Genomic DNA, 21,584 nt, shown 5'->3' with positions numbered 1-21,584 from the left:
CGGCCCCGCGGGCATTTTCCGTCGGTCGTCACGGCGATTTTTTCGGCTGCGGCCCTGCCCGCCTGGCCAGCCCTTCCGCCAGCACGGCGCGATCCGCGGCCGAACCCGCCGCCGCGAATTCGATGATGCGCTGCTCAAGCCGCGTGCGCACGGCGATGTCGGCGTTGCGGGCCCGCTCCAGCGCGGCCGACCGCGCCGCCGTGTCGACAACCGGCTGGCGCAGCAGGTCGGCTGCCTCGCGCCTGGCCTGCTGACCATCGAGGATGACCTGGCGGGATTCGCGCCGCACTTCGCGCAGTGCCTTGCGGAACAGCATGCGCTCCTGGTCGGGAAGGCGGCCGCCGGCGGCTTCCAGCGAATAGCCCTGGCCGGACTTGCCGCTTCTTATCCAGACGGCCCCGCCGGCAAGCGCCCCGGCCAGGAAGACGTTCAGCACCACCGATGCGATGATGAGGTTGCGGCCCATGCTCATAGGCTCTCCTCGCCGTTTTCGGCATCGGGCCCGGCATCGCCGAACGCCGTTACATTGGCATCCAGCACATAGTGATCCGATCCGGCTTCCGGCGTGACAATGCTCACCAACGCCAATCCGGCGACGGCGCCCGCCAGGCCAATGCCGGCGAGCCCCAGACCCAGCCACCAGAACCGATGACGCCGGCGCTGGACGAGGTGCCGGTCGGCGGCGCGCAGGATGCTGCCGTGCAGCGCCTTGCCGGGATGCTGGACGCTATAGCTGTCGAGCAGGGCGTCAAGTGTGTCGGCCTGTCGCGAAATGGCCTGGCCCGCTTCACTTGAAACGAAGGCTCTGGCGGCTTCGCGTTCCGCTTCCGGCCAGCGGCGCAAATCGCCGCCATAGGCATCCGCCAGCGCCGCGAAGCGCTTGGCATCCATTGCCTGCCCGTCTTCGATGCCTTCAGCCATTTGTTTTCCCCCTGCACCTCGGTGCCGCGTGCCCACGCGGGTCGGAAACAACGCAGACCAACCGGACGCCCGCAAGGCGGGTTGAACGTACAGTATACGGGCGCGCGCGTTTCTCAGTCATGGCCGCCATCCCCAGCCAGCATCGTCTGCAGTGACCGCCGGCCGCGCGACAGCAGGCTCTCCAGCGCATCGACACTGATCTCCAGGGTCGCGGCCGCCTCGATGTTGGACATCTCCTGATAGTAGACCAGGATGATCGCCTCGCGCTGGCGTGGCGCGATTGCCTGTAAGGCCCGCTCGACCCGATGCCCCTCTTCGCCAGGATGGGAATCGGGAAGCGGAGCGGGGTCGACAATGTCCGGCATCTCGTCGGTCACCAATTCGCGACGCCGGCGCAGCCGGTCGTAGCAAAGGTTGAGCGTGACGCGGTGGACCCAGGTGTCGAAGCGTGCATTGCCACGCCGCCACTTCGAGGCATGACGCCAGATGCGCACGAAGGTTTCCTGCGCGATATCCTCGGCTTCCGCCGAATCGCCCAGCATGCGCACGGCAAGCGAAAGGATGCGCGGCAGCTTGCGCGCGACGAGCGCCTGCACCGCCGCGGGATCGCCAGCACCGACCCGACGAACCAGCTCCTCGTCCGGATCGGCGCTCATCGGCTGGCGCACTCCCGATATGCATCACACGTCATAGCCTCTTGGTCACTGCTCCGGCTTGGGAGCGGATTTGTGGCTCGGCCTCTCGTCGGCCGTCAGAATGCCGTCGCCATTCTTGTCCAGCCTGGCAAAGCGCTTGGCGAAGAACGCATCGAGCTCGGCCCTGTCGATGAAGCCGTCATGATTGGAATCGATGCGCGCGAAGGATTTGGCAGGGTCGCGCCTGACGTTGCGTCTGGCCTGAAAGGCTTGCCATTCCAGCAGGCTGATCTTGCCGTCGCCGTCCGTGTCGGCGGCCATGATCGCCTTCTCCCGCCGTTTCTGGAACTTGGCCAGTGTGATGTCGCGCTTGGCGGCCGACGATGTGCCAGCCGACGATGTGCCAGCCGGCGATGTGGCAGCGCGCGACGTGGCGGCCGGTGGCGTCGCGGCCGGCGGCTGTGTCGCTGTCTGGGCCAGAGCCGCGGTGGTCAGCACGCTCAAGGCAGTGGCAAGGATCGAACGGCGTATCATGCTTCACGTCTCCGGTTGGCGCATTGCCATGGCCCAATGCCACGGCACGCTTCAGCCGTTAAACGTCGTGATCATAAAAATCCGTCGGTCACCAATGTCGATCACGCCGTTTGCCGGCGATGACGGACCGTGGCGGTCCCGGAAGCGGCAGAACACTTCGTCCGGTGCGTCTGCAGTCGCGCCGGCCCGGCCATCCCTTGGCTAAAGCGGAATTACGTCGATTGGTCGGCGGCTACCAGCTGCTCCTGCTTGAACCCCGCATGTTGCGGGGTCCACACATCGCCCTCGCGGTTGAACCAGTGGCAGAGATACATGCCGGAAGCGGCGCCGTCGCTGACCGTCATCCTCGGGCCTCCCGACCTCAGCTTGACGACGTCTCCGGTCTTGAAAGTGTTGGGCATTTGGACCTCCCATGCTGACGCCGCGAGTTTCACATCAAACCCCGGTCTCGACAATGGCGGATATGTTTCGCCGGCGTCGCGATCCACTGCACGGGCAGTGACGCAGGTGCTGATTGCAGCATGCAGGTGGACAAGAGGAACTGGTGCCGCTTAGGGGCATATGATTCGAGCAGTAACATACGAACTCACATGATGAAAATGAAATGGAGAAACAAAAATACCCCCAAATATACCCCAAAAGTTCTCGGCTGAACGAATGGGTTCCGGATTGCTTGTAAAATTGAGCTCTCTACGGTTAGCCTCTGGCTGACGAAAGCTAACGGAGGTCAAATGCCGCCGAACGCCACCAACGCCGGTGATGTGCCGATTTATGTACTGCGCGAAGAGCAAACAGAATTCCTTGTCGGACTGAGATTCCCGCACTTCAAGGCGCGTGTCGCGCCACGGATCAAGGCCGCTATGACGCAATTTAAGGGACAAAACGACACGAGTGACTCAGTCGTCGATTTTGTATCGGCGGGCAAGACAATGAATTCTGCTTCCATGTGGGCTGACGACGCCGAGCGAGAAGGCGCGCTTGCGTTCCTAAAGGAGAAGTTCGGTAGCCTGGGGCGCGAGCAAAGGCGTCGAGAGCGGTGGCGTAAGTTCATCGATGACGCTCTGTCGTACGAATACGGCTTGCGCGATTTAAGTGATGAAGAGTTCTTGATCGCATTGAATGTTAAAAAGGAGAAGATCAGAAACAGGGCACGGATGGCTTCTGATGAGCGCAGCAGAAAGTCGGATCTTTACGCATTCTTCTCGCAACCTACAGCTACAGCGGACTTTGCATATTGGCTTCCGATGCCAGCTTGGTCCATCGATGAAGCCGTTGCACTTTCATTTGGCAAGGACCCCAGGGTCGTCTCCACGCACGCACTTGTCCGCATCCATCGTTCACTGTTTCGCCCGGCGTACGAAGCGCGAACCGAACAAGTGCGACGAGCCGTAACGATTGGTCAACTGACAGACCCAATACGCCCAGCCGAGTTCTCAGCTTGGGCGAAAGATGTTGGAATTGATGTCGACAAGGCGGTTTCAGATTTTTGCTACTCCAAAACAGATCGACTGCGTGACGAACTGGCCGACATGACCGCTGAAGCTGAGCGTTTGCGGAAAAGCTTCACCGAACTCACCAAGCTGCAACCGGCCGAACCCGGCCATAAGCGACTAGTATCGCTCTATCGAATTCTCCTGGGGCTTGCGGTCCTTAGATACGGCCATTTCAAAAATGGAAAGGCCGGCGCAAGTAGGAAAATAGCCGAGCTTCTAGCGCCATACCCAGAGCTGAAAGTCGGCGAGGACGCTATTCGCGATTGCCTTCAGAAGGCGAAGGAATTTCTCGACTTCGACCCCACGCAATTTGAGCGACCTAACGATTAATACCGATATCGGGTTTTTAAAACCGACATCGGCCAACAGGGTGCGCAGTTAGGCCATGATCGCTTCGTCCTGAAAAGCGGAGTGTAAGATGTCTTCTGTTCGCGGGCTTGTCCGCATCAAATCAATCATAGCACCGGACGGTCCTATTCCGGTAAGCCGGTCAACCTGGTGGGCTGGCGTTCGATCGGGTCGCTTTCCTAAGCCGGTCAAACTCGGTCCCAGAACGACAGTTTGGCGTTCAGCCGATATTGATGAGCTGATCGAAAAACTCACCCAGTCGCCGCGCGACTGAGGAAAGTCCCCTCGTCGGCGGTCGCAGCCCGCATCCCATTAACCCCATCGCTAAGACGTCCGATCTCGAGCCCGTAAAGGCTTGGGTGGATCGCGTGCGTTTTTTCGCCGCCCACGTCACGCAAATCAAACCAGCGGCCGGCTTTCCCGGCCCCAATCTAACCAGGAGTAAGAATGTTGACACCTTCCAGGTCCTTAATTGGAGGAGGCGGACAAATCATTTCCGGTTTTCTCCCGAGCCCCAACGGGCTGCTTGGCTCCAAGCAGCCCGAACTCGTCCCGCCCTATTCCGGTGGAACCGAAATAGCGCTCGCATCCATCCCCAGCCTCGACGCCACCGAAGTTAGCGCATCGGAAGCGTTGTCTGCCGCCGCAGAGGACCTAACTCGGGCGATGGACGAGTGTCGCGAGCAACGCGACCAGCAGGGGTTACTCCCCTCGTGGAAATCGCGCCTCGCATCCTTTGTCGCACCGTTCAGGCTTTTTCTCGCTATGGAGGCGGGCGGCAAAGCGGCGGTCGAGCACGTGCTCGATCAGCCTGATTTCCCATCTCGGAAACGAAAACCGAGCCCCGAAAAGACGGCGTTGATCGCGATCACTTACTTTGCGCGACCGGAGGCCCCGGGCGAGAAATCCCTTTGCTCGGACTATGCGTGTGTTCTCGAAGCTGCGCGCGATCAAGGGGTCACTTCTGAGAAGATCGTCGACTGGCTGGCGAGCACAACGCTGGGTGCCTGCAAGCACACGATCCGGGCCAAGCGGGCAGCCAAGTCGGCAATGCCTTCAGTCGCCACTAATGCCGACAATCCATCGATGCGAACCTCGCTCGCCGCTGAGCGCGGAGCAAGCGCATGGATGTGCCCAAACCGGGACGGCTACAGACTGCGAGCCGTTGCTACAGCGACCGGGGTGGGCACGGAACTTGCCCTCGACCTGGAGGGCCCCGGGAGCCGCCTTCGCTTGACAGTTCTTGATTTTGGAGGGGAGCCCTTGCCGGCTTTGCTCCATCGTTTGGCCGACCAATACCAGGCCTCGTCCAGCGACAACGGGGAGGGGAACGATGCCTAAGCCGCCCGAGAAGTTTGATCGCCACGCTTTCGGTGATGCCAAGGCGCTGCGCCGGCTAGGAGTTCAGCGCGTTCAAACGGAGGAGGAGCTAACCGCTTTTCATGTTGCTCGCCTCGCGCGCTTTGCGCGAGCCGGCATTGACGAAAAGCAGTGGCAGCATCTGCGCGGTTGTCGTGGAGCAGAGTGCCCGCACGCTACCTGCTCGGCCGCGTGTGCGTTCGGTGAGCGCAAGGAACTCAATCGCGTCGTGCGGCAAACCAGGAGGCTGCTGAAGGCGGAGCCAGGGAGCTTGCACTTCGTCACCATCATCGATCCGAACTATTTCCTGGAACCCGGGCACCTCAACGAATTGTCCATCAGCGGGTTGTTTCAGAGCGTGCGCCGCCGGTTGCGCGATGCGCCAGAAAATTGGAGGTCGGCTCGCATCATAGGTGCGGTCGATATCGCCTATGATCGCAATGAGGACGGTCGGGAGTGGTGGGCACCACATCTGCATCTGGCGGTAGCCGTCGATGCCGATGCAAAGGAGGTCCGCCGCGTCTTGATGCCGCGACGACCCGCGCCGCCGGATCTTGTGGGTCGGAAGTTCCGCCCCGTGAAGGTCAAGCCGGTTACGGAACTTGCCAACGCGATCGGGTACATCGTCAAACCCACCGCCGATGGTCGAGAGGCGACGTTCGATAAGCGGGGCAACAAGGACCGGCGACCGTTCAAGCTGCCTGAAGCGGCGCAACTGGAACATGACCTTTGGCTGCTGCGGATGAAGCCGAGGGAGCGGGCGTTTTTGGGCGGAATGATGAAGTCGCGCGGGGGCGTCGTGCCCCGGAACCGTCGCTAGATGGACGGTTTGAAGTGTTCACCGGGGATCTCAAAACGCGGACGGTAGGAAGGTGATGGGTGAGGTTGCAGTACATAACCATACCCATCACCAACCAGCCCATTGCACCCATCAACACCACCCCCAACACCCTCAACCTGCTCATCGCCCTGTTTTGATGTGATCACCGCCTAGGTCGTCATTTCCGCCTTTTACGACCTATCCAATACTGATGAGGCCCTCGCTCATTTCTGATGGGCCTCACCGAAATTCCTCATCACCAACACCGAAATCACCCAGCCGGAAATCCAATTCCTCCAGCCGGCAAAGCGCCGTGCGCTCAATTTCCAACCGCAACAAGGAGACGACTATGCACGACACCAACGGACAACCGAAGATCTACTACAGGACTGACCCGTGCGGTCTTGTCGATTTTCTCATCGAGCGTTGGGAGGCAAAGTTCCCATCAATAAAACTGCGAGAGCCGTATCACAGCGATGTCCATCACATGTTTCACGACATCGCTGACTCTAACGCATTCGATCACCCACTGTCGCCGACGTACATCGAGCGCGGCTTTGGCCCTAACGCCGAGATGGAAACTGTATCGCTTGGAACACTGTTCATCCACGGCGCGATTATGGCGCTAAGCGTCCAGAAGCGCGGCTACGTTGAGCCGGACTTTTTGATCAGCCTGTTGATCGAGCTGCTCGAAATGCGATCACAGTTCCATGTCGAGCGCCGCTACGACCAAGTCCATTATCGAGCCTGCCAACCGTTCCCCATCGGCGACGGCCTGAGCATGGACTTCGATGTTCGCGTCCCGAAGGCCCGCTTCTTCTAGACGCCCGCCGCTCAAGACGCCTGCATAGACTGAGCACGGCATCTTGCCCCTCCGCTTCGCAGACCTTGACTCTGACGCCCGGTAAAGCGTCCGTTGGGTCTTCCCGACATGCCACCGTTTCACTGCACGGATCACCCGCCCTCCACAGTTGACCCACGACCCGTGCAGTGCCTGGCCCGGGACTTCCGGCCGTCAGACGCACATCAATCCAAAATCAGAAAGGACAACGTATGCCTCATTCGACCACCCCAGACCCTATTCGCAAAATCACCGACCAAGTGGAGCTTATCGATTGGCTGATCGAGCAGGTGAAGGCACAAGAGCCGGAGATGATCGGTGCCGGTGAAGTTACTTGCTTCGACACCTTAGCTGACGAGTACAAGTACGGACACTTCGCCGAGCTGAAATTTCTGGAGGAGTACCTTAAGGCGGTGTTCGACAACATCGCTGACCAGCACCAAAAAGTGAGCTGCTCTCCGGCCGTCCGCTACCTCGCCGCGGAGGCGCTGGGCTACGGCATTTACATCCAGGCGCTGGGGCCGAGTACTTCATCCCTCTGCTGCTCAGGCAAATGAAGCTGGAAAACCGAGTGATCGCAACGAGTGGCGACGACGAGACGACTTTCAAGAGTACGCGTCACTTTCGTGAATGCTTCGGTTTTCGCTTCCGCGTCACCGCGAAGCACGGTGAACTCACCTAACTCTATCGCCGCGAGGTCGGCGAGCCGCCCCTTTAGAGGCGTCCTTCCGAGGCGACGACAAAGTCAAAGCCTCTGCCATGCGGACGACCACGCTTCCGCGAATTTCCGCCGATCAAGGATAAAATCATGACAGTCAGAACAATCACCAGCCGAACGGAGCTTATCAACTGGCTCAGCGAACGCGTGAAGCGCCGTAACGACCAGGTGCCGATCGCAAAGGGCATCATCAACCTTTGGGATGGCACGGTCGAAGGGTTCTTAGATGAATCTTCGCCGATTCGGATGATCGAAAGGGAAGAGCTACCAATCATGCTGGGCAGGTACATCAACTGTGCTGGTGGCCCTCCCGAACAAGAAACAGCGAACGAGTTTCTCGCCTACCTCCTTGGCGATTTGTTGGCCGAGTTGTTCAAAAGGGATCTTAGCTTCATCATCTTCATGCGCTCGCTTATTTGCTACGCCGGCATGAGGGAAACCATCCGTTGTCGTCGTCGCGGCGGGCAGATCCTAATTTCGGGCGGCCCCATCCGTGTCGGAAAGGATCGCATCAAGATCAAGGTGACGACGAAGTAGTCGTAGCCCCGACAGCCGTCATTCCCAACAAGCCAATTCCGAGCGCCGTAAAGTACGAAGCCGTCTCACCGACGACGGCAAACCTGCGATCGCATCCAGCATCAAGGAGATTGAAATGAAACTCGACGACAAACCACTGCTCATCTATCGACTCGACCCATTCCATGGCTGGCTAGAAAGCTACATGCTGCTTCGAGAACCACGGGTCCGCGCCACTGAGTATTCGATATCATTCTTTCAGTCATTGATGCGCCGTGCACGGCAACACGGCTACATCCCTGGCTCTGGACGCGTCGAGCTCATGGAGACTGTGGTGCAAGGATTCTATTGTCCGAGCAAAACCGCATCTTGCCATGCCGGTATCGGGCCCCTGCTTATGGAAGTCTTCAATGTTCTGCTGGACGAAAACGAGTCGCACATTGAACTCCACGAGTTCTGCGGCTTTCTGATTGCGGCTCTCCACCTGCCTATCCGGGTGCGGGATGCAGGCAAGAAGGGAGTCCGATTCACGTCTGATGAAGACCTGGGGCGGGTCGAGGGGATAATGGTTGATGTGACAATCCCTCGCGAACTGCGGGCCGCGGTTGAGACAACCTACTATTCGCCACCCTGTCATGTCCCGACGCCGTGATCGAAGCGTGGGCTCATATCCCAGACGACTACTGAGGTCCTGGCGAGGAGAAAAACAACCTCCGGTTGACGTAAGAATATATTCCTGTTATGCTGGTTGCGGCGAGCTGCGTCGGTTGATGCGGCTGGGCCAGAACCTAACAGGAGCTGAAATATGCCAATGACAGACGGACCCGGCACCGTGTGCCGATCGCCAGCGAAACCCGAAAAAGGGGGCCATCTGGCCCCTTTGTCATATCTGGAGGCCGGCGAATGAGTGTCGCCTCGGAGACAACACCATCGCTTATCGTCTTCGGAAGGGACGACAGCAGCAAACCTCACGCATCAATCTTCCTGCTGCCTGATGTCGAGGCGGCCGAAGGCGCGGCTAAGCTGATGCGAATGCACTCGCACCGTGTCGAGCCGGGCGATGCTTCCGATATCGTAATGCGCCTTCCACGCGGCAAGTTGTTCGACAGCGGCAAGGCCTTTGTGCCCTTCGTCAAGGGCGAACTGTACACCCGAATAACCGCCCTGGCGGGGGTCGCTGACGAGCCGCGCCGGGCTTCGACCGGTGCTGATGACCCCGACAGCCCCGAAAACGCTTCAGCGGCCTCGCCTGAGGCCGTAGCGGGCCATGGCGGGGGCGATAATGGGGGCAACGGCGGCGGCGCTGGCACAAGCGACCCATGGGGCAAGCTGGCGGTCGGCGACATGGTGCTGGCGTCAGAGGGTCCCGATGAGGGATATTTCGAGGCCCGGATCATGAAGGTCAAAGCCAAGGGTATGTTCTCGCTGAAGTTCCGCGATTACCCGGATGCCCCGCAGATCGATCGCAGCTACTACCAGCTCGGCCTGATCCACCCTCGGCAACTGGCGAAGAAGTAACTCGGTCTCGCAACGGGCCGGGTTCGTCCTGGCCCGTCAGCCTTCACCCCAAACATCGACAAGGAACCAAAATCATGACCTGCTCGGCAGAGCGTGCCGACCGGCCTGCTACGGCCGATAGGAAGACGCGCATTCGTAACCTCAACGACCAATTGCGGAAGACCGGCGTCGGCGGCCGCATGGTGATGACCGCCGGCGTACCTGCACTGCCACCTCACGAGATTGCCGCCATTCTGCTGGCCGTCGCCAACTTCGATGCCTTCGACAAGGATAACGACCCGTGGGGCGAACATGACTGCGCTCTCCTGCACGTCGGCGAGCGGCAGCTGTTCTTCAAAATAGATTGCTACGATCGGAATTTGGCGAACTTGTCGCCGGACTCTGCCGATCCGGCCGTCACCATTCGTGTCATGACGGTCATGCTGCCGGAGGAATACTGATGCCCTTCGCTGCACAGAGCACAAGGGCACAATCAACGGCCCGATTAGCCAGCCTTCGGCTTTCTGCCTGCAGACAACGGGGATGGCACACGAGCGCCCTTAGGGGGCTCGATCAAAAGCTCGGCGGCGGAGACGCCCAGCACGGCAGCGAATGCGTCCAGCGTATCGATGGTCACGTTCTCCGACCCGCGCTCAACACGTCCGACGTAAGAGCGATCGATCTCGGCCGCCAATGCCAGCCGCTCTTGCGACAGGCCGCGTTCGACGCGGAGCTTGCGGAGATTCCAGCCAATGATCTTGCGGACATTCATCGTCAGCAAGAAAGCAGTATGAACGGCTTGACAATCGACGGACCAATAGTCCCCTATTTCAACATTAGGGGAGTGGACGGTTCGTGCATGTTGGGGGAAGTGAAATGAAAATCGCAGTTGGAGTTATTGGAATTCTGCTCGGCTTGGTGTCGATGTTGCAGTCCTGCGCTGTGGCCACCGGCGGCAGCATCTTGGCCAATCATGATCTGGCTGGAGCTGGATCGGTTGGTGTGTTGGTCGGGTTGTTGTTTTTCGTCGGCGGTGCCTTCGCATTCGGCCTGCCGCTGGTCTCGGCGCTCGTGTTCGTTGTCGGCAGCCTTTTTGCCTTCAATGCCGCCAGCGCCTTCACTGACATGAAGATATGGGCGTTCGTCGACCTGATCCTCGCCCTCATGGCGCACTTCGCCTGGAGGAGTACGCGGAAAGCCAGCATCGAAGCGTCAGGCGGGGTCCCAAGATGACCGTCTGCATGCGAAGGACAAAGATCAGGAAGCGCATTGCCCTTTCCCTGGCCGCAGTTGCGATATGTTGGGCTGGCTCTGCGGCAGCTGCGTCAATCCCGTGCAGCCAAGTATCAGGTGCTTGGGACGGAACCCTTTCTCGTGAGCTGTTTAGCGTCGAAGACATAGACGGGATGCTGGAATCGGTTCGGGAGTGCAAGCCCGGCAGGTTCGATATCACCCAGGAATCGTTGGACCGTTTGATCACGTCGCTGAAAGAGGCTCGGGCGCGGTCAGCGGCAAGGGAGTTGATGGGCTACAAGCAAAAACTCGACTGGTTGATCAAACGCGCTCAAGATCTTCCAGCCGATCCTTCGTCAACTGCCGCCCTGCAAGACATGCAGGGGCAGCTCAATAGCATTCGAAACGCATCGGGCGAGGCCTTCGCGTCTGACGAATGGAAGAAACTGGACAAGGTCGTTGGCGACAAGCTAACCGCTATCGAAACCGCCGAGCCCCAGCATGCGCCGACGAACAATGCGCCAGAAGACGATGGCGGTCAGCCTAACCCCAACGCATCATCGTTCCGCGGCATTCAACTGGGGATGACCGAGGCACAACTGGGGCAAGCGTTGGATCATTCGTTCGCCCTAAAAAGCGAGATTCCTGCGCCGAAGAGTTTTGGCGAAAGAACCGACGGCGGTCCCAATGTGCTTGAAGCCGCTCAGGGTTCCCTTTTCATAGTGAAAGACCAAGAACCCTGTGGAAACGTCACATTCCGAAAAGGACGAGCGGACCGTCTTGAACTTTATCAGTGCTACTTCGACATTGCAGGTCGGATGGCATTGCAAGATTTCGCACAGCAACTAGTTGACAATTACGGGCTTGAAAGGGGCATGGAGGTGCGATCGGAAATTCGGGGCTCCGGCTCTCTCCAGTACGAGTCCGTTTGGTATGTGGGAGTCAGACAGGCCGCCTCCGAGCGGTTCACTGCTTCGGCCGACGAATGGAGCGGAAGCCTCAACCTCACGGTCGAGCGGATTGCACACGTCAATTTCAACTAGTCCTCTATTGATCCGAGCCCGCCGACGATCGGGCGCGGTCAGGCCATCCCGAGGTATCAACAACTTGAGTAGGTTCCTACTCAAACGACACGCGCGCTATGATCTTCGCAGGCTTCACGGCGACTGCAGGCACCGTAGCTTGAGGAACCTGGAATGTCCTCAAGTTCTGAGCTCTGGTTGTCGACCCGGGTATCGCTGCCTCTGCGGCAGCTATGTCTTTCGCACTAACTTGCAGCGACTCACAGGCTCCTTTCTCGTCCCATAGGTTCTTGGCGACGACACTGCCTACCGCCGCTGTGATCGCGCCGGGTGCAACATCGTTCGGCGCGACCTGGCGGGTCGCGATTAGTGCTTTGATAGCCTCGCCCAGGATTGCCGCTGAATCTTTGAAGCCGACTCCGCGAACTTGATCGAACCGTTTCTCAGTGTTCCCATCCACGATGCAGTGATGTGCGATGAAGACCCAATCGTGGATCATATAAGCGGGAGCATAACCCCAAGGCGACAAACCCTTGAACACTTGCGCTACCTTCGGGATTGAACCGCCGTCCGTATACATCAGCCCCGGCTTGATCGCGCTGCCTGGAGCGTCGCGATCAGCCCGATGGAAGATGAGGGGATCGCGAGGATCTGGCACGAACAAGAAATTGCCATCGCCCGAACTGTTGCCCTCACCGACCCACATCACGAACAAGCTGCCTGATAGCTTGCCGGTGGTGAGCTTCTGGTAGTCGATGGAGCTGCACCCGGCGGCTGTCCCAGCCGCGAGTGCCAGCACGCTCGTGATGAGGTGGCGCGCAGGCCTGCGAAATTGCTGGATCATATCCCTCATGGCATTTTGTCCCATCTATTCACCTCGGCGAACTCGCGCCTAAAGCATCAGACCTCGCGGGAACCGGCTATTTAGAGAAAACTGACCCAGTGGCTCTCGGCGACAATCGAGATTGGCAACCCCTGGTCCCGCCAGGCGGTAGCTTTGACAATCTTGTCCCCAAACGATGAGTGCTTCCAAGATTCGGTGGCATAGGCTCCGATCACGAGCACCTCAGTTTTTTGCGTCAAACTGCCGGCGTGGCCGCCACGATCCGCTATGGCCTGCTCGCAGTATTTTCGCTGGCCAAAATTGAACGTTCCGGTGAAGCAGTACATCCGTCCTGCGAAGGTCAAACTGGGAGGGGGATTGCACAGGGGCAGCGTGGTCGATTTCAAAACTTCCCCGAGTTCGAAGTCCCGGTTCGAGAAGCTGTTGAGCGTGTCGAGAAGTTCGGTGTGTTCGTCGGCATCAAGAATGGCGTCCTCAAGGATCTCATTGACGCGTCGGTACAAGGTTCGAATGATAGGCAGATCGCTAATCTCGACATTCGCGGCCAGCCACTTCTGAAGGAATTCAACTTCCGCCTTGTTGATAGTTCCGTCTGCGGCTAGGCCACGCGCTAGCCCAATCAACTCGTCGATCTGACGAGACGAGATGCGGTCGCGGCCGACGCGGTTGTAGAACTTGTCATCCATGAACCCCTCCCTAGCAGAGCGTCTCGCACGCCACCCCGTCACCATCCCTGTCCAGTTTGCGCCCCCACGCGCAGTTGTGCAGGTACCATTGTGCTTCGTCGCACGAGCTGACCTGAGAGCAGTACCGCCGTGGCTCGCATGAAAGGCCGCTGCTTTGCGCGACCAGCTTGCGGCTGACGATGCCGAGCGGCTGGCTCAACGGTGCAGCGCCCTCGGAGTGTGATGCGCGCCAATCCCAAGGCACTTGGAAGTTGCCGACCCACAAGCCGACCTTTGCCGCTTCCGCCTTTGCCTGCTCCTCCGCATACGCGCCATGACTGTAGCGCGGCCAATCAAGCGCCTGGCCATGTTCGACCATCCACGCCGCCACGCTGGTGCCGTCGGCGCGTCGGCAGTCACCGACGTATCGGTGATAGCGGTCCCACGTCACGAACGTGCACTGCACCGGCCTCGAAGCAGCCAGGAAGGTATCCAGCGCTTCAGCCGATCGTTGGCCGCACGGATATTCGAAGCCCTTGGCGTCGTCGCAATACTGTTTGCTCTCCGGCGCATCGATGCCGTTGAAGCGAATCCGCTGCCCATGGATCTCGATCGTGTCGCCGTCGATGACCGACGCGACGCCAGTGATCGGCTTCGGTTTTGACCCGGTCAAGGTCTGCAGACTGATCTCATGCAAGCTGTCGCCGTGCTGTATGGCGGTCAGCGCGGCCAGCGCGCCGGCCGCAACAACGGTCACAAGGATCAATCGTCGCGGCACGCTCGCCCAACGCAGGGCGCGCGAACGCCTAGCGCCGCTACGCTTCCGCCATTGGTCAGATCGATTGTCGTGACGAGACTTATCCAAGCCCTTTCCCCCGCTCGGGAGGATGCTCTTAAATAGGATCGAAGTCCACTATGGCTCGAGCAGAGCGCCACCGTATTGCGCCCATAGATGTTCGCAGTCCCATATTCTCAAACTTGGAGTTCCTGGTTCGCTATATAAGACAATTGCACCACGCACGTCGTACCCAAGCACCGACGCGTTCGCGACAAACTGAATGGCGCGCCCTAAGCTGATGGCGCCGATCCGGGTTTCGATTTTGCTGGTGAGATCGACCACTCCGAAGATTTCTGCGTCTGCGGCTCTGCCGGCCAAAACAGCCGTCGCGCGCGCATCGTCCAGAGCAAGCAGCATGTGCGGAATCCCCCGTAACCAACACTCGTTAAACTTCGCTGCGCATAACTTGTTCCGCGTGCCTGAACGAGATCTGGAATTAACTATCCATCTCTAGCGGCATGTGACTCGGTTGCTCGTGCCAGATGACTTGCCGAAGATCGCGCCGGTCGAACGCTTGCCCGCAAGCAGTGCAGATCTGGAAGTGATCCTGTTCGTTGACGGCGGCTCGAACCTGAAGCCTGCCGAAAACGTGGTCGGCCCGCGCTTTTCTGCCGAGGGGCGCTGGCTTCCAGTTGCAGGCTGGACTCGCTGCGGCGCGCCGCGACCGGGATTGGTTGCAGCCGCGACGAATTTTTTTGAGAGGCTCTCGGGTCGTCAGTATGCAGGCTGGGCGATGAAGTCCCCCGCTGGCCTACAATGAGGCGGCTGAGTAGCTCGTACATGTCAAAGGCCCCGGCGCATATCCAAGAGCCGGGGCTTTGTTAGTTCCTAAGTTCGGGTGATCGTATGCAATCCTAGCCGTATGCGCTGGCCTTCGGCAAAGGACAGCGCGAACGATTCCAGTTCAAATGATCGGGAAAGTTCTTGGTCGTTCTCGATGACGCGGACGAACCATTCGCCGCTGGCTTCCGCCACTTCGACCGGCGCCGCCATCACCGGCCGACGCGGTGCCTGAGTACGGAAGCACCGCGTCGGCCGTGACGAACCGCAGGTCCGCCGCCCATCTACAAGACAGGTTTGAAGTCATTCGGTCAATTGCGGCGCGGAGCAAAATTCCCCAACCCGCTATGCCATCAAAAACCTTACGGCCACCGCCTTCGCAGTCCGTACCGCCCGGTCTTCAGATTGCTGCTCGGCTGGCCCAAAGACCGGCTGAAGGTCTCCGGTCTCATCTCGGTCGAAGGCGGTGACGACGATCAGCTTCGGTGCCTTCTGTTGGGGCAGCAAGCTATCCGACATGGCGTTTTTCTTTTCGCTGAACTAAGAGCCGGTCGAAGGTGAGCGGTGCGGGAGGAAAAACTTCGGTCATCTTGTAAAGAGGCACCAAAGGTACTCCCGGCTCAGCCGTTTTCTGCTTGGCTTTCAGGTCGGTGATCTCCTCGTCGCGCCTCGCGATTTGGTTCTCCAGATTCGCTATGCGTCCCGTCAGAAAATACCGCCCTACGACAAATCCGCCGCATCCAAACAGGATGGCGAATGAAGCAAAGGCGGCTAATCCCGCTTACATGACCAGCCCTCGGTCTGATCCCACACCCAATGCTGTCCATGGGGACACCGATGACCGGGAGGAGTAGGATCAACGGCATTTCTCACGGCCAACTCCAAATCCGCTACTACGGATTGCGCACCGACGCTTTGCAGCTGAGCCACCGTAGCAAACGCCTTGCCCTCCACCGTCGCTGGCGACTTCATGAAAATATGAACCAAAGGATATACTTGACCGCGGCACCGCATCGTCCCAAGGAAATGCACCTTGGTTATAGTGGCGGTTGGAATAGGGTGCCACGAACGGCAGTCAGTACTGTCAGCTACGTAAATTATTTCTTCGTCGCTCCCTCGTTTAATAAGCCCCTGAATACCCAATAGGGAACTCGATCCGCCATGCACTTGGTCGAAGATGTCAGAAGCCGTAAGCTGCTTCTCGCCGTCAACAGATTTCGTCATGGTTCATCTCCGTTGTGGCCGAATAGCCACTCTCTCCCTAATATTACCGACTCCTAAGAAACCACCGTGACTAAGGTTCGTCAACGTACTATGGATTAAAATTACCAAAGGGAGGGGGCTCGAATGGTAGAACTACTCTCGAAGAGATGGCACCGGCCTTCAGTGGCAGGAATCCTTTCCGCATCGCTCGCGCTATTATTAAGTGGGTGCATGGTGGCGGATCAATACGGTTCTCGCGCCACGAACTACAACGGCGAGGCCGCCTATCAAAAGAGCTCTACGATACTTACGAACATTATCCGGGCAGCGTACCGGGAGCCGCTTCAATTTACCGATTTATCGACGGTAACAGGATCGGCGTCAGCTTCTCTCACGATGGGCGGCAGCCTGCCAGCCAGAATAGGTGGCACCGCTTTCGCAGCACCCCAACTATTGACGCTCAGCCCCACGCTTTCTGCATCGGGCGGTCCACAGTTCAACATAGCCAATCTGAATACCCAAGAGTTCTATCAAGGAATTCAGTCGCCCCTCGAGGCTCAGATCATTGCGAATTATGTAACCGCTGGTATGTCGCTCAAGCTATTGCTGCGGTTATTTGTTTCCGAGATTGAAGTGTCCGATGGACGGACGCATTCAAGGATCATTATTCACAATCGGGCCACTACGATTGAGCAGTTCAACACCTTCACAACGACGATTGATAACTTGGTTCGACATGGTTTGAGTTTAGAGCCAATTGCAAGTCCCGAGTCAATTGGGCCGGTCCTCACTCGAGGGGAGGCGGCCGATGCGCGACTTCTAGCGGGTTTTGCACAAGCAGTTTCAGCGGGTGGCACGTCCCTCAAACTGCAGCCGGTTACAGAGACCGGCAGCGCCAAAAACAGCCATTATCGGCTTAGCAAATCCGGCAGCAGATGGCGGTTTTGCTTCAAGCCTATGAGCCCAAAATCGGCAGAGGTTCCTGGAGTTTCGAGGTTGTCAGACGCCACTGAATTAAGTGTTCCGCTCGAATATGCGCACGGGCAGCCTTTCATTTCGGTTCACGTTGGGGCGCGCTTTGTTTGCGGAGCAAATTCATCTGCCGACGCTTCGCCTAGCACTGATCACGCCGCAGACAATTTGAAGTTTACGTTCAGATCAGTGGAGGGGATTTTCCTGTTTCTAGGCGAAATCGTTCGGACACAACTTGGTATCGGTGGCGGGGTGCCGACCAAGTTGGCGGATCCGAACGGCGGGTCCGAATCCGAGTTCTCTGAAAGCGACCCGGCGACCGGCCCAACTTACATTTTCAAAGTCGAAAAGGGATTCGGCGTGAGGTCCCGTATTTCCGCAAATGCGTTGGGATCCAACTTCACAGTGGCCTCTGATCCCAGTGGCAATGACGCCTCTAGCCAAGTAATACAAATATTGACTGATCTGATAGCGCTCAAAAGTTCTGCGAAAAGTTTACCCGCGCCGAGTGTAATCCCGGTAATTCAGTAGGAGGAAAATGCTGCTCGGTGAGCTGAGAGGGGCGAGGCCTCTGGTTTACCACACCGAAGCGAAGGCTCAAACAAATTGAGCGGACGCCTTCTTTTAGCTAGGGGACGATCTGAAGGATACGATAGACTTGCATTCTTGAGCAGCTCATCGCTTTCGCAATCGCCGCTGGTCCATTCCCTTCTTGTCGCAATTGCAGCACTAGATCTCGGTCGAGCCTCGGCTTGCCGCCCTTGTAAGAACCAGCGCGCTTGGCCTGTTCAATTCCTTCGCGTTGACGTTCCCTTATGAACCGGCGTTCCATCTGCGCGACCATGCCAAGCACCGTAAGCACGATGTGCCCCATCTCCCCCCGCGTCGAAACATGAGGATCGAGCACGGTGACGAAAGCGCCCTTTTGTTCGCACTCATAGATCAGGTTGAGCACGTCTCGCGTGTCGCGGCCGAGCCGGTCAAGCCGGGTCACCACCAGCTCATCAGCGGGACGGAGGAAATCCAACACTGTGGCCAGTTCGGCTCGGCCATCACGGCTCGCGCCCGACACCTTCTCTGAACGGATGAGCTCGCACCCCTCGGCTCTGAGCTTCGCGACCTGCGTTTCAAGATCTTGGTCAGCGGTGCTGACGCGAGCGTAACCGATGCGAGCCACGGCCTGTCACCTCAAGGTTTAGGCCTGACGCTACCCTGTCACAAATAGTCGATGTCAAGCATATTAAGTGGCCTCTCACCTATTGGCCCGTGGTCGTTATTCCCACCAGCAGCAGCATATTACGCCAAGACCAAATCCCGTCTTTGAGCTTTTTCGCGGTATTGGTCGCCTACCGGTCTTTGTATCCGCAGAGGACCCGTCGAAGTGGGTTGCCCAGATCGATCCTTGACTTGTTCAACTGTCAACGATCCCACCGCGCGTAGCTGCCGTCGCAGAACTCCAATCACTTGCGTAGGGCATCGATTGCTTGATGAAGGGCAGAACACCAATCGACGGCCTGTTGTTGGCAGACGTTACTGTTGGCCCGAGTGAGATACTCTCTCCTAGGCTCGCCAGCGCACTGAGGTAGAGAGGGTCAGGGTGCATTGCACCCGCATTAGCGGGTAATTTGGGGTCGATTGGCATCTGTTCTGGCTACCTGAGCATATGCGTCCTGAGGATTTGAACTAGGCCGTCGGCTTCAGATTGGACGGCCGACAGCGACACCTCCACTGAACGCATCACTCGGACGGCCAAGCCCGCTCCCATTTCAGGTGCGTCCGCAGAATTGTGTACCCCTAGGGACATTAGACGGCCATAGAAGTTGGCAACCCTGAAGGCTGTTTCCGGGTCAAGCAATCCGATGCTCCCGACGTACGCGGTGAAAATTGGCGTCTCGAACCGAAACGAGATGCGAGGCCGAGTTTTTCTGTCTCCGCTTTCTTTGGCCAAAGCCTCAGCGATCTGGATCTGCGCCGCCAACAAGCGCGATGCGTCCGCAAGCGCCAGCCCAAGAGCCTGCACTTCCCCAAGGATTGCGTTGAGGACAGAGGCAAGTCTTTGTTGGCGGTTCGCCTCCGCCTCGGATCTGGCAAGGGCCTCTTCATGCGACCGTGCCCTAGCAGATTCTTTTGCCAACGCCCGCTGCGAATAGATAACACCTCCGAAGCCGATTACAGCTGCGACGAGAGCCACCAAAGTCCCTAAAATATTCTGGTAGTTTATGATCCAATCCAAGCGCCGAGCCTTTTTAGCGATAACTTAAAGACCTGAGTTTCGCAGTCAACGACCTTAGGGTAGGCATCGCATGTCACGGGCTCGGCGAGCCGCGCCCTGTTTCGCGAGACGTTGCAAATCGGTGCTATTGAGGGAGCACATTCGGATCAGCCACGAGCCGCTGGGCACATCCAGTTGCGGGGAGATTTCTCGCTCCAGGCTAATCAAGTCCAGCGAGGGTCAACCCCTCTGACAGCTTTTCGCGGAAGCTCTGGCTCTGAAATTCGTCGACAATCCGAAACCGAAGAAGATTGTGATCAGGTACAACTTCGAGAGCTTTTCTAAGTTCGGTCCGAGCCTCGTCTATCCTGCCCAGCTTAGCAAAGCAGATCGCAAGATAAGCGGCAATGTACCAAAACTGCTTAGTTTGACGTGCGAAAGCGTGGATGGCATCGGCATACTTTTCCAACAGAATCAGGATCAGTCCGCGAATTTCCCAATGCCACGGCGGTGGAATCGGGTCGCGCAGCAGAGCATCGTCCAAGGTACGCAAGGCTCCTTCGGCGTCGCCCATGCGCAAAAGCCACTCCGAATGATACGCGAGCGCTTTCGTGTCACCAGGATTAAGACTTAGCGCCCGCTCAAGATGCGAGCCTGCTTCGTCGTACTTTCTTTGAGATGTCAGAGCCATGCCTAAGATGGCGTGAGCTGAAGCGTTCCCGGGGTCTAGCAGTACAGCCGAATGAGCTGATTGGACCATCTTCTGCAGGATTTCATCGTCAGGCTCCCGCAGCCACTTCGTGTAAGCACAGTGGCTGATCATCGCATGGGCTTGAGACGAACTCGGGTCGAGAGCTAAGGCCCGTTCAGCATAGGGCATGGCCCGATCTGGATCATGCACCTCCGCAAATTTCCGTGCTAAAAGGAGGCATTCGTACGCAGCTAAGCTGGGCACACTGCGTGGTGCCGCTTGGTTTGCGATCGCCTGTCCAAGACGTGATTCCAGCGTTACAGCAACCGTCCTGACGATATCGTCCTGTACAGCAAAGATGTCCACGATATCGCGATCATAGCGCTCGGCCCATACTTCGTGGCCACTAGGAGCATAGGTAAGTTGAACAGCCACGCGGATTCTATTTCCAGCCCGCCGCACATTTCCGGTGGCGATATAGTCTACCTTCAAATGCTTCGAGACAGCCTTGATATCAAGGTTTTTACCCCTAAAGACGGATGACGAATTACGCGCAATCACCAGCAAATTTCTGAAACGCGATAATTCGGTCAGAATGTCCTCCGCAATTCCTTCTGCGAAGTATTCGCTATCTGATCCCCCTGCAGCATCTGAAAACGGCAGAACTGCGATGGTCGCAAGGATCTGCTGGGTCGGCAAAGTGCTGGCGGAGGGGTCTGTCGACGCAAAATCTTCCGCATGTACCCCTTGGACTAACGACCCTTCATATTCACGGTACGCGTCTAACAGAAGAGGGTCTATGCCCACAGAGGGTAGCTTCAGGATTGGCTTTTCGTCAGGCATAACGAAAGCTGCTTTCATCCAAACGCGCAGTCTACGGCGGTTGCAATGCGAGTCAATGCCGAAGTGCTTGCAATCGGCCGGGCGGAACGGGACTTACACCACGCTACTTGAAACGCTGCCTCCACCGCGTGGCGCACCGGCGGAGGCCGGTCTGTCTGAGCGCTTTCAGCACAGTTAGAGCTTCTCGCAAAGCTCAATTGGCATTTGCGACCGAAAACTCGGCCTCTGCTCCCCATCCAAGCTATTTGAGTGTTTGCGACCTGCCATCGAGGCGTTACGCTGCCCTTCGCGATGTCACATCAGCCTTTAGGCCCGACGCTACCCTGTCACAAATGGTTGAGGTTGGGCCACATGTTACGTCGAGAGCGGATGCGCGTGTGACGTAACGACCGGGTATACCCTGACGTGCCCGTCGGTTGGCTGATTGATGCCAGGTTTCCACCGAAGATGCCGGCCGCTCGAGCCCGTCATCGGGTCGCGTCCCCACAGGTGGTGTAGCTCGGCGGTAGCGAAGCCGCTCGCGAGCGCGCCCTCAACAGCGCTGTAGCGAGCGAGCTGCTTTGCGGTGGTCATCGACAGTTCGCCGGTAAGGTCGGGTT

Annotated in this window: 28 protein-coding genes and 1 pseudogene; 14 read left to right on the top strand and 15 right to left on the bottom strand. The window is 58.2% G+C overall.

All coding sequences use genetic code 11. The features are described from left to right. Positions 1 to 28: 28 nt before the first annotated feature. From O7A61_RS21685 to O7A61_RS21665, 5 genes are all read right to left on the bottom strand, one after another. A complete protein-coding gene (locus O7A61_RS21685) occupies positions 29 to 472 on the bottom strand; it encodes a periplasmic heavy metal sensor (protein ID WP_337131538.1) in 444 nt (147 codons plus the stop codon). Next, positions 469 to 921: a hypothetical protein gene (locus O7A61_RS21680; RefSeq protein WP_337131537.1), complete on the bottom strand. Its 453-nt coding sequence runs from the start codon at positions 919 to 921 to the stop codon at positions 469 to 471. Before O7A61_RS21680 ends, O7A61_RS21685 begins: the two co-directional genes overlap by 4 nt. A 113-nt stretch (positions 922 to 1,034) precedes the next feature. Next, entirely contained in the window at positions 1,035 to 1,577 is a 543-nt protein-coding gene (locus O7A61_RS21675) for an RNA polymerase sigma factor (protein WP_337131536.1), read from the bottom strand. A 45-nt stretch (positions 1,578 to 1,622) separates the two neighbouring features. Then, on the bottom strand, positions 1,623 to 2,090 hold the full coding sequence (locus tag O7A61_RS21670) for an EF-hand domain-containing protein (RefSeq protein ID WP_337131535.1): 468 nt from the start codon (positions 2,088 to 2,090) through the stop codon (positions 1,623 to 1,625). 212 nt (positions 2,091 to 2,302) lie between these two features. Next, entirely contained in the window at positions 2,303 to 2,491 is a 189-nt protein-coding gene (locus tag O7A61_RS21665; RefSeq protein WP_027142105.1) for a YodC family protein, read from the bottom strand. Between the two features lie 330 nt (positions 2,492 to 2,821). On the opposite strand from O7A61_RS21665, the gene O7A61_RS21660 reads away from it, so the two are divergent. From O7A61_RS21660 to O7A61_RS21615, 10 genes are all read left to right on the top strand, one after another. Further along, the gene (locus O7A61_RS21660; protein ID WP_337131534.1) at positions 2,822 to 3,913 is read left to right on the top strand and encodes a hypothetical protein; all 1,092 of its coding nucleotides are present in this window, start codon (positions 2,822 to 2,824) and stop codon (positions 3,911 to 3,913) included. A gap of 88 nt (positions 3,914 to 4,001) precedes the next feature. Next, a complete protein-coding gene (locus O7A61_RS21655; RefSeq protein ID WP_337131533.1) occupies positions 4,002 to 4,205 on the top strand; it encodes a helix-turn-helix transcriptional regulator in 204 nt (67 codons plus the stop codon). Between the two features lie 173 nt (positions 4,206 to 4,378). Next, complete coding sequence (locus O7A61_RS21650) at positions 4,379 to 5,272, top strand: hypothetical protein (RefSeq protein ID WP_337131532.1); 894 nt, start codon at positions 4,379 to 4,381, stop codon at positions 5,270 to 5,272. Beyond that, entirely contained in the window at positions 5,265 to 6,110 is an 846-nt protein-coding gene (locus O7A61_RS21645; protein ID WP_337131531.1) for a hypothetical protein, read from the top strand. The genes O7A61_RS21650 and O7A61_RS21645 overlap by 8 nt, the downstream gene beginning before the upstream one ends. Positions 6,111 to 6,459: 349 nt before the next feature. After that, complete coding sequence (locus tag O7A61_RS21640; protein WP_337131530.1) at positions 6,460 to 6,933, top strand: hypothetical protein; 474 nt, start codon at positions 6,460 to 6,462, stop codon at positions 6,931 to 6,933. Positions 6,934 to 7,163: 230 nt separating this feature from the next. Further along, complete coding sequence (locus O7A61_RS21635; RefSeq protein WP_337131529.1) at positions 7,164 to 7,508, top strand: hypothetical protein; 345 nt, start codon at positions 7,164 to 7,166, stop codon at positions 7,506 to 7,508. A 251-nt stretch (positions 7,509 to 7,759) separates the two neighbouring features. After that, entirely contained in the window at positions 7,760 to 8,206 is a 447-nt protein-coding gene (locus O7A61_RS21630; RefSeq protein ID WP_337131527.1) for a hypothetical protein, read from the top strand. 115 nt (positions 8,207 to 8,321) lie between these two features. Further along, a complete protein-coding gene (locus tag O7A61_RS21625; RefSeq protein ID WP_337131526.1) occupies positions 8,322 to 8,837 on the top strand; it encodes a hypothetical protein in 516 nt (171 codons plus the stop codon). A 251-nt stretch (positions 8,838 to 9,088) separates the two neighbouring features. Continuing rightward, positions 9,089 to 9,703, top strand: coding sequence for a hypothetical protein (locus tag O7A61_RS21620; RefSeq protein ID WP_337131525.1), 615 nt, complete (start codon positions 9,089 to 9,091; stop codon positions 9,701 to 9,703). Between the two features lie 74 nt (positions 9,704 to 9,777). Then, positions 9,778 to 10,143 carry a DUF3768 domain-containing protein gene (locus O7A61_RS21615; RefSeq protein ID WP_337131524.1) on the top strand — a complete coding sequence of 122 codons (366 nt, stop codon included), beginning with the start codon at positions 9,778 to 9,780 and terminating at the stop codon, positions 10,141 to 10,143. Positions 10,144 to 10,187: 44 nt separating this feature from the next. Here O7A61_RS21615 and O7A61_RS21610 read toward each other — a convergent pair whose 3' ends face one another. Further along, positions 10,188 to 10,454 carry a helix-turn-helix domain-containing protein gene (locus tag O7A61_RS21610; RefSeq protein ID WP_337131539.1) on the bottom strand — a complete coding sequence of 89 codons (267 nt, stop codon included), beginning with the start codon at positions 10,452 to 10,454 and terminating at the stop codon, positions 10,188 to 10,190. Between the two features lie 104 nt (positions 10,455 to 10,558). Here O7A61_RS21610 and O7A61_RS21605 point away from each other — a divergent pair, with 104 nt between their 5' ends. Continuing rightward, a complete protein-coding gene (locus tag O7A61_RS21605; protein WP_337131523.1) occupies positions 10,559 to 10,915 on the top strand; it encodes a hypothetical protein in 357 nt (118 codons plus the stop codon). 173 nt (positions 10,916 to 11,088) lie between these two features. Further along, positions 11,089 to 11,958: a hypothetical protein gene (locus O7A61_RS21600; protein WP_337131522.1), complete on the top strand. Its 870-nt coding sequence runs from the start codon at positions 11,089 to 11,091 to the stop codon at positions 11,956 to 11,958. Positions 11,959 to 12,034: 76 nt separating this feature from the next. Here O7A61_RS21600 and O7A61_RS21595 read toward each other — a convergent pair whose 3' ends face one another. From O7A61_RS21595 to O7A61_RS21580, 4 genes are all read right to left on the bottom strand, one after another. Further along, positions 12,035 to 12,790, bottom strand: coding sequence for a hypothetical protein (locus O7A61_RS21595; protein ID WP_337131521.1), 756 nt, complete (start codon positions 12,788 to 12,790; stop codon positions 12,035 to 12,037). 71 nt (positions 12,791 to 12,861) lie between these two features. After that, positions 12,862 to 13,467: a BRCT domain-containing protein gene (locus tag O7A61_RS21590; RefSeq protein WP_337131520.1), complete on the bottom strand. Its 606-nt coding sequence runs from the start codon at positions 13,465 to 13,467 to the stop codon at positions 12,862 to 12,864. Positions 13,468 to 13,477: 10 nt separating this feature from the next. Further along, entirely contained in the window at positions 13,478 to 14,203 is a 726-nt protein-coding gene (locus O7A61_RS21585) for a thermonuclease family protein (protein WP_337131519.1), read from the bottom strand. 156 nt (positions 14,204 to 14,359) lie between these two features. Further along, complete coding sequence (locus O7A61_RS21580; RefSeq protein ID WP_337131518.1) at positions 14,360 to 14,641, bottom strand: hypothetical protein; 282 nt, start codon at positions 14,639 to 14,641, stop codon at positions 14,360 to 14,362. Between the two features lie 130 nt (positions 14,642 to 14,771). Here O7A61_RS21580 and O7A61_RS21575 point away from each other — a divergent pair, with 130 nt between their 5' ends. After that, positions 14,772 to 15,044: a hypothetical protein gene (locus O7A61_RS21575; RefSeq protein WP_337131517.1), complete on the top strand. Its 273-nt coding sequence runs from the start codon at positions 14,772 to 14,774 to the stop codon at positions 15,042 to 15,044. A gap of 68 nt (positions 15,045 to 15,112) precedes the next feature. Here the strand turns inward: O7A61_RS21575 and O7A61_RS21570 are convergent, their stop codons facing one another. Continuing rightward, positions 15,113 to 15,277 (bottom strand): hypothetical protein, encoded by a 165-nt coding sequence (locus O7A61_RS21570; RefSeq protein ID WP_337131515.1) that lies wholly within the window; start codon positions 15,275 to 15,277, stop codon positions 15,113 to 15,115. Between the two features lie 1,134 nt (positions 15,278 to 16,411). Here O7A61_RS21570 and O7A61_RS21565 point away from each other — a divergent pair. Beyond that, complete coding sequence (locus O7A61_RS21565) at positions 16,412 to 17,770, top strand: hypothetical protein (protein ID WP_337131514.1); 1,359 nt, start codon at positions 16,412 to 16,414, stop codon at positions 17,768 to 17,770. Between the two features lie 97 nt (positions 17,771 to 17,867). Here the strand turns inward: O7A61_RS21565 and O7A61_RS21560 are convergent, their stop codons facing one another. The 4 genes and pseudogenes from O7A61_RS21560 to O7A61_RS21545 form a co-directional block, all read right to left on the bottom strand. After that, a complete protein-coding gene (locus O7A61_RS21560; protein WP_337131513.1) occupies positions 17,868 to 18,416 on the bottom strand; it encodes a recombinase family protein in 549 nt (182 codons plus the stop codon). A gap of 474 nt (positions 18,417 to 18,890) precedes the next feature. Then, positions 18,891 to 19,472: a hypothetical protein gene (locus O7A61_RS21555; protein ID WP_337131512.1), complete on the bottom strand. Its 582-nt coding sequence runs from the start codon at positions 19,470 to 19,472 to the stop codon at positions 18,891 to 18,893. A gap of 199 nt (positions 19,473 to 19,671) precedes the next feature. Beyond that, positions 19,672 to 20,985, bottom strand: a complete 1,314-nt coding sequence (locus tag O7A61_RS21550; RefSeq protein ID WP_337131511.1) for a tetratricopeptide repeat protein — start codon at positions 20,983 to 20,985, stop codon at positions 19,672 to 19,674. A gap of 354 nt (positions 20,986 to 21,339) precedes the next feature. Further along, positions 21,340 to 21,584: pseudogene (locus tag O7A61_RS21545) on the bottom strand (hypothetical protein); the annotation flags it as partial.

Source organism: Mesorhizobium sp. Cs1321R2N1 (genome assembly GCF_037179725.1).
Taxonomy (GTDB): Bacteria; Pseudomonadota; Alphaproteobacteria; order Rhizobiales; family Rhizobiaceae; genus Mesorhizobium; species Mesorhizobium salmacidum.
The sequence above is the reverse complement of the archived record's forward strand: the minus strand, read 5'-3'. Positions and strand labels throughout refer to the sequence as shown.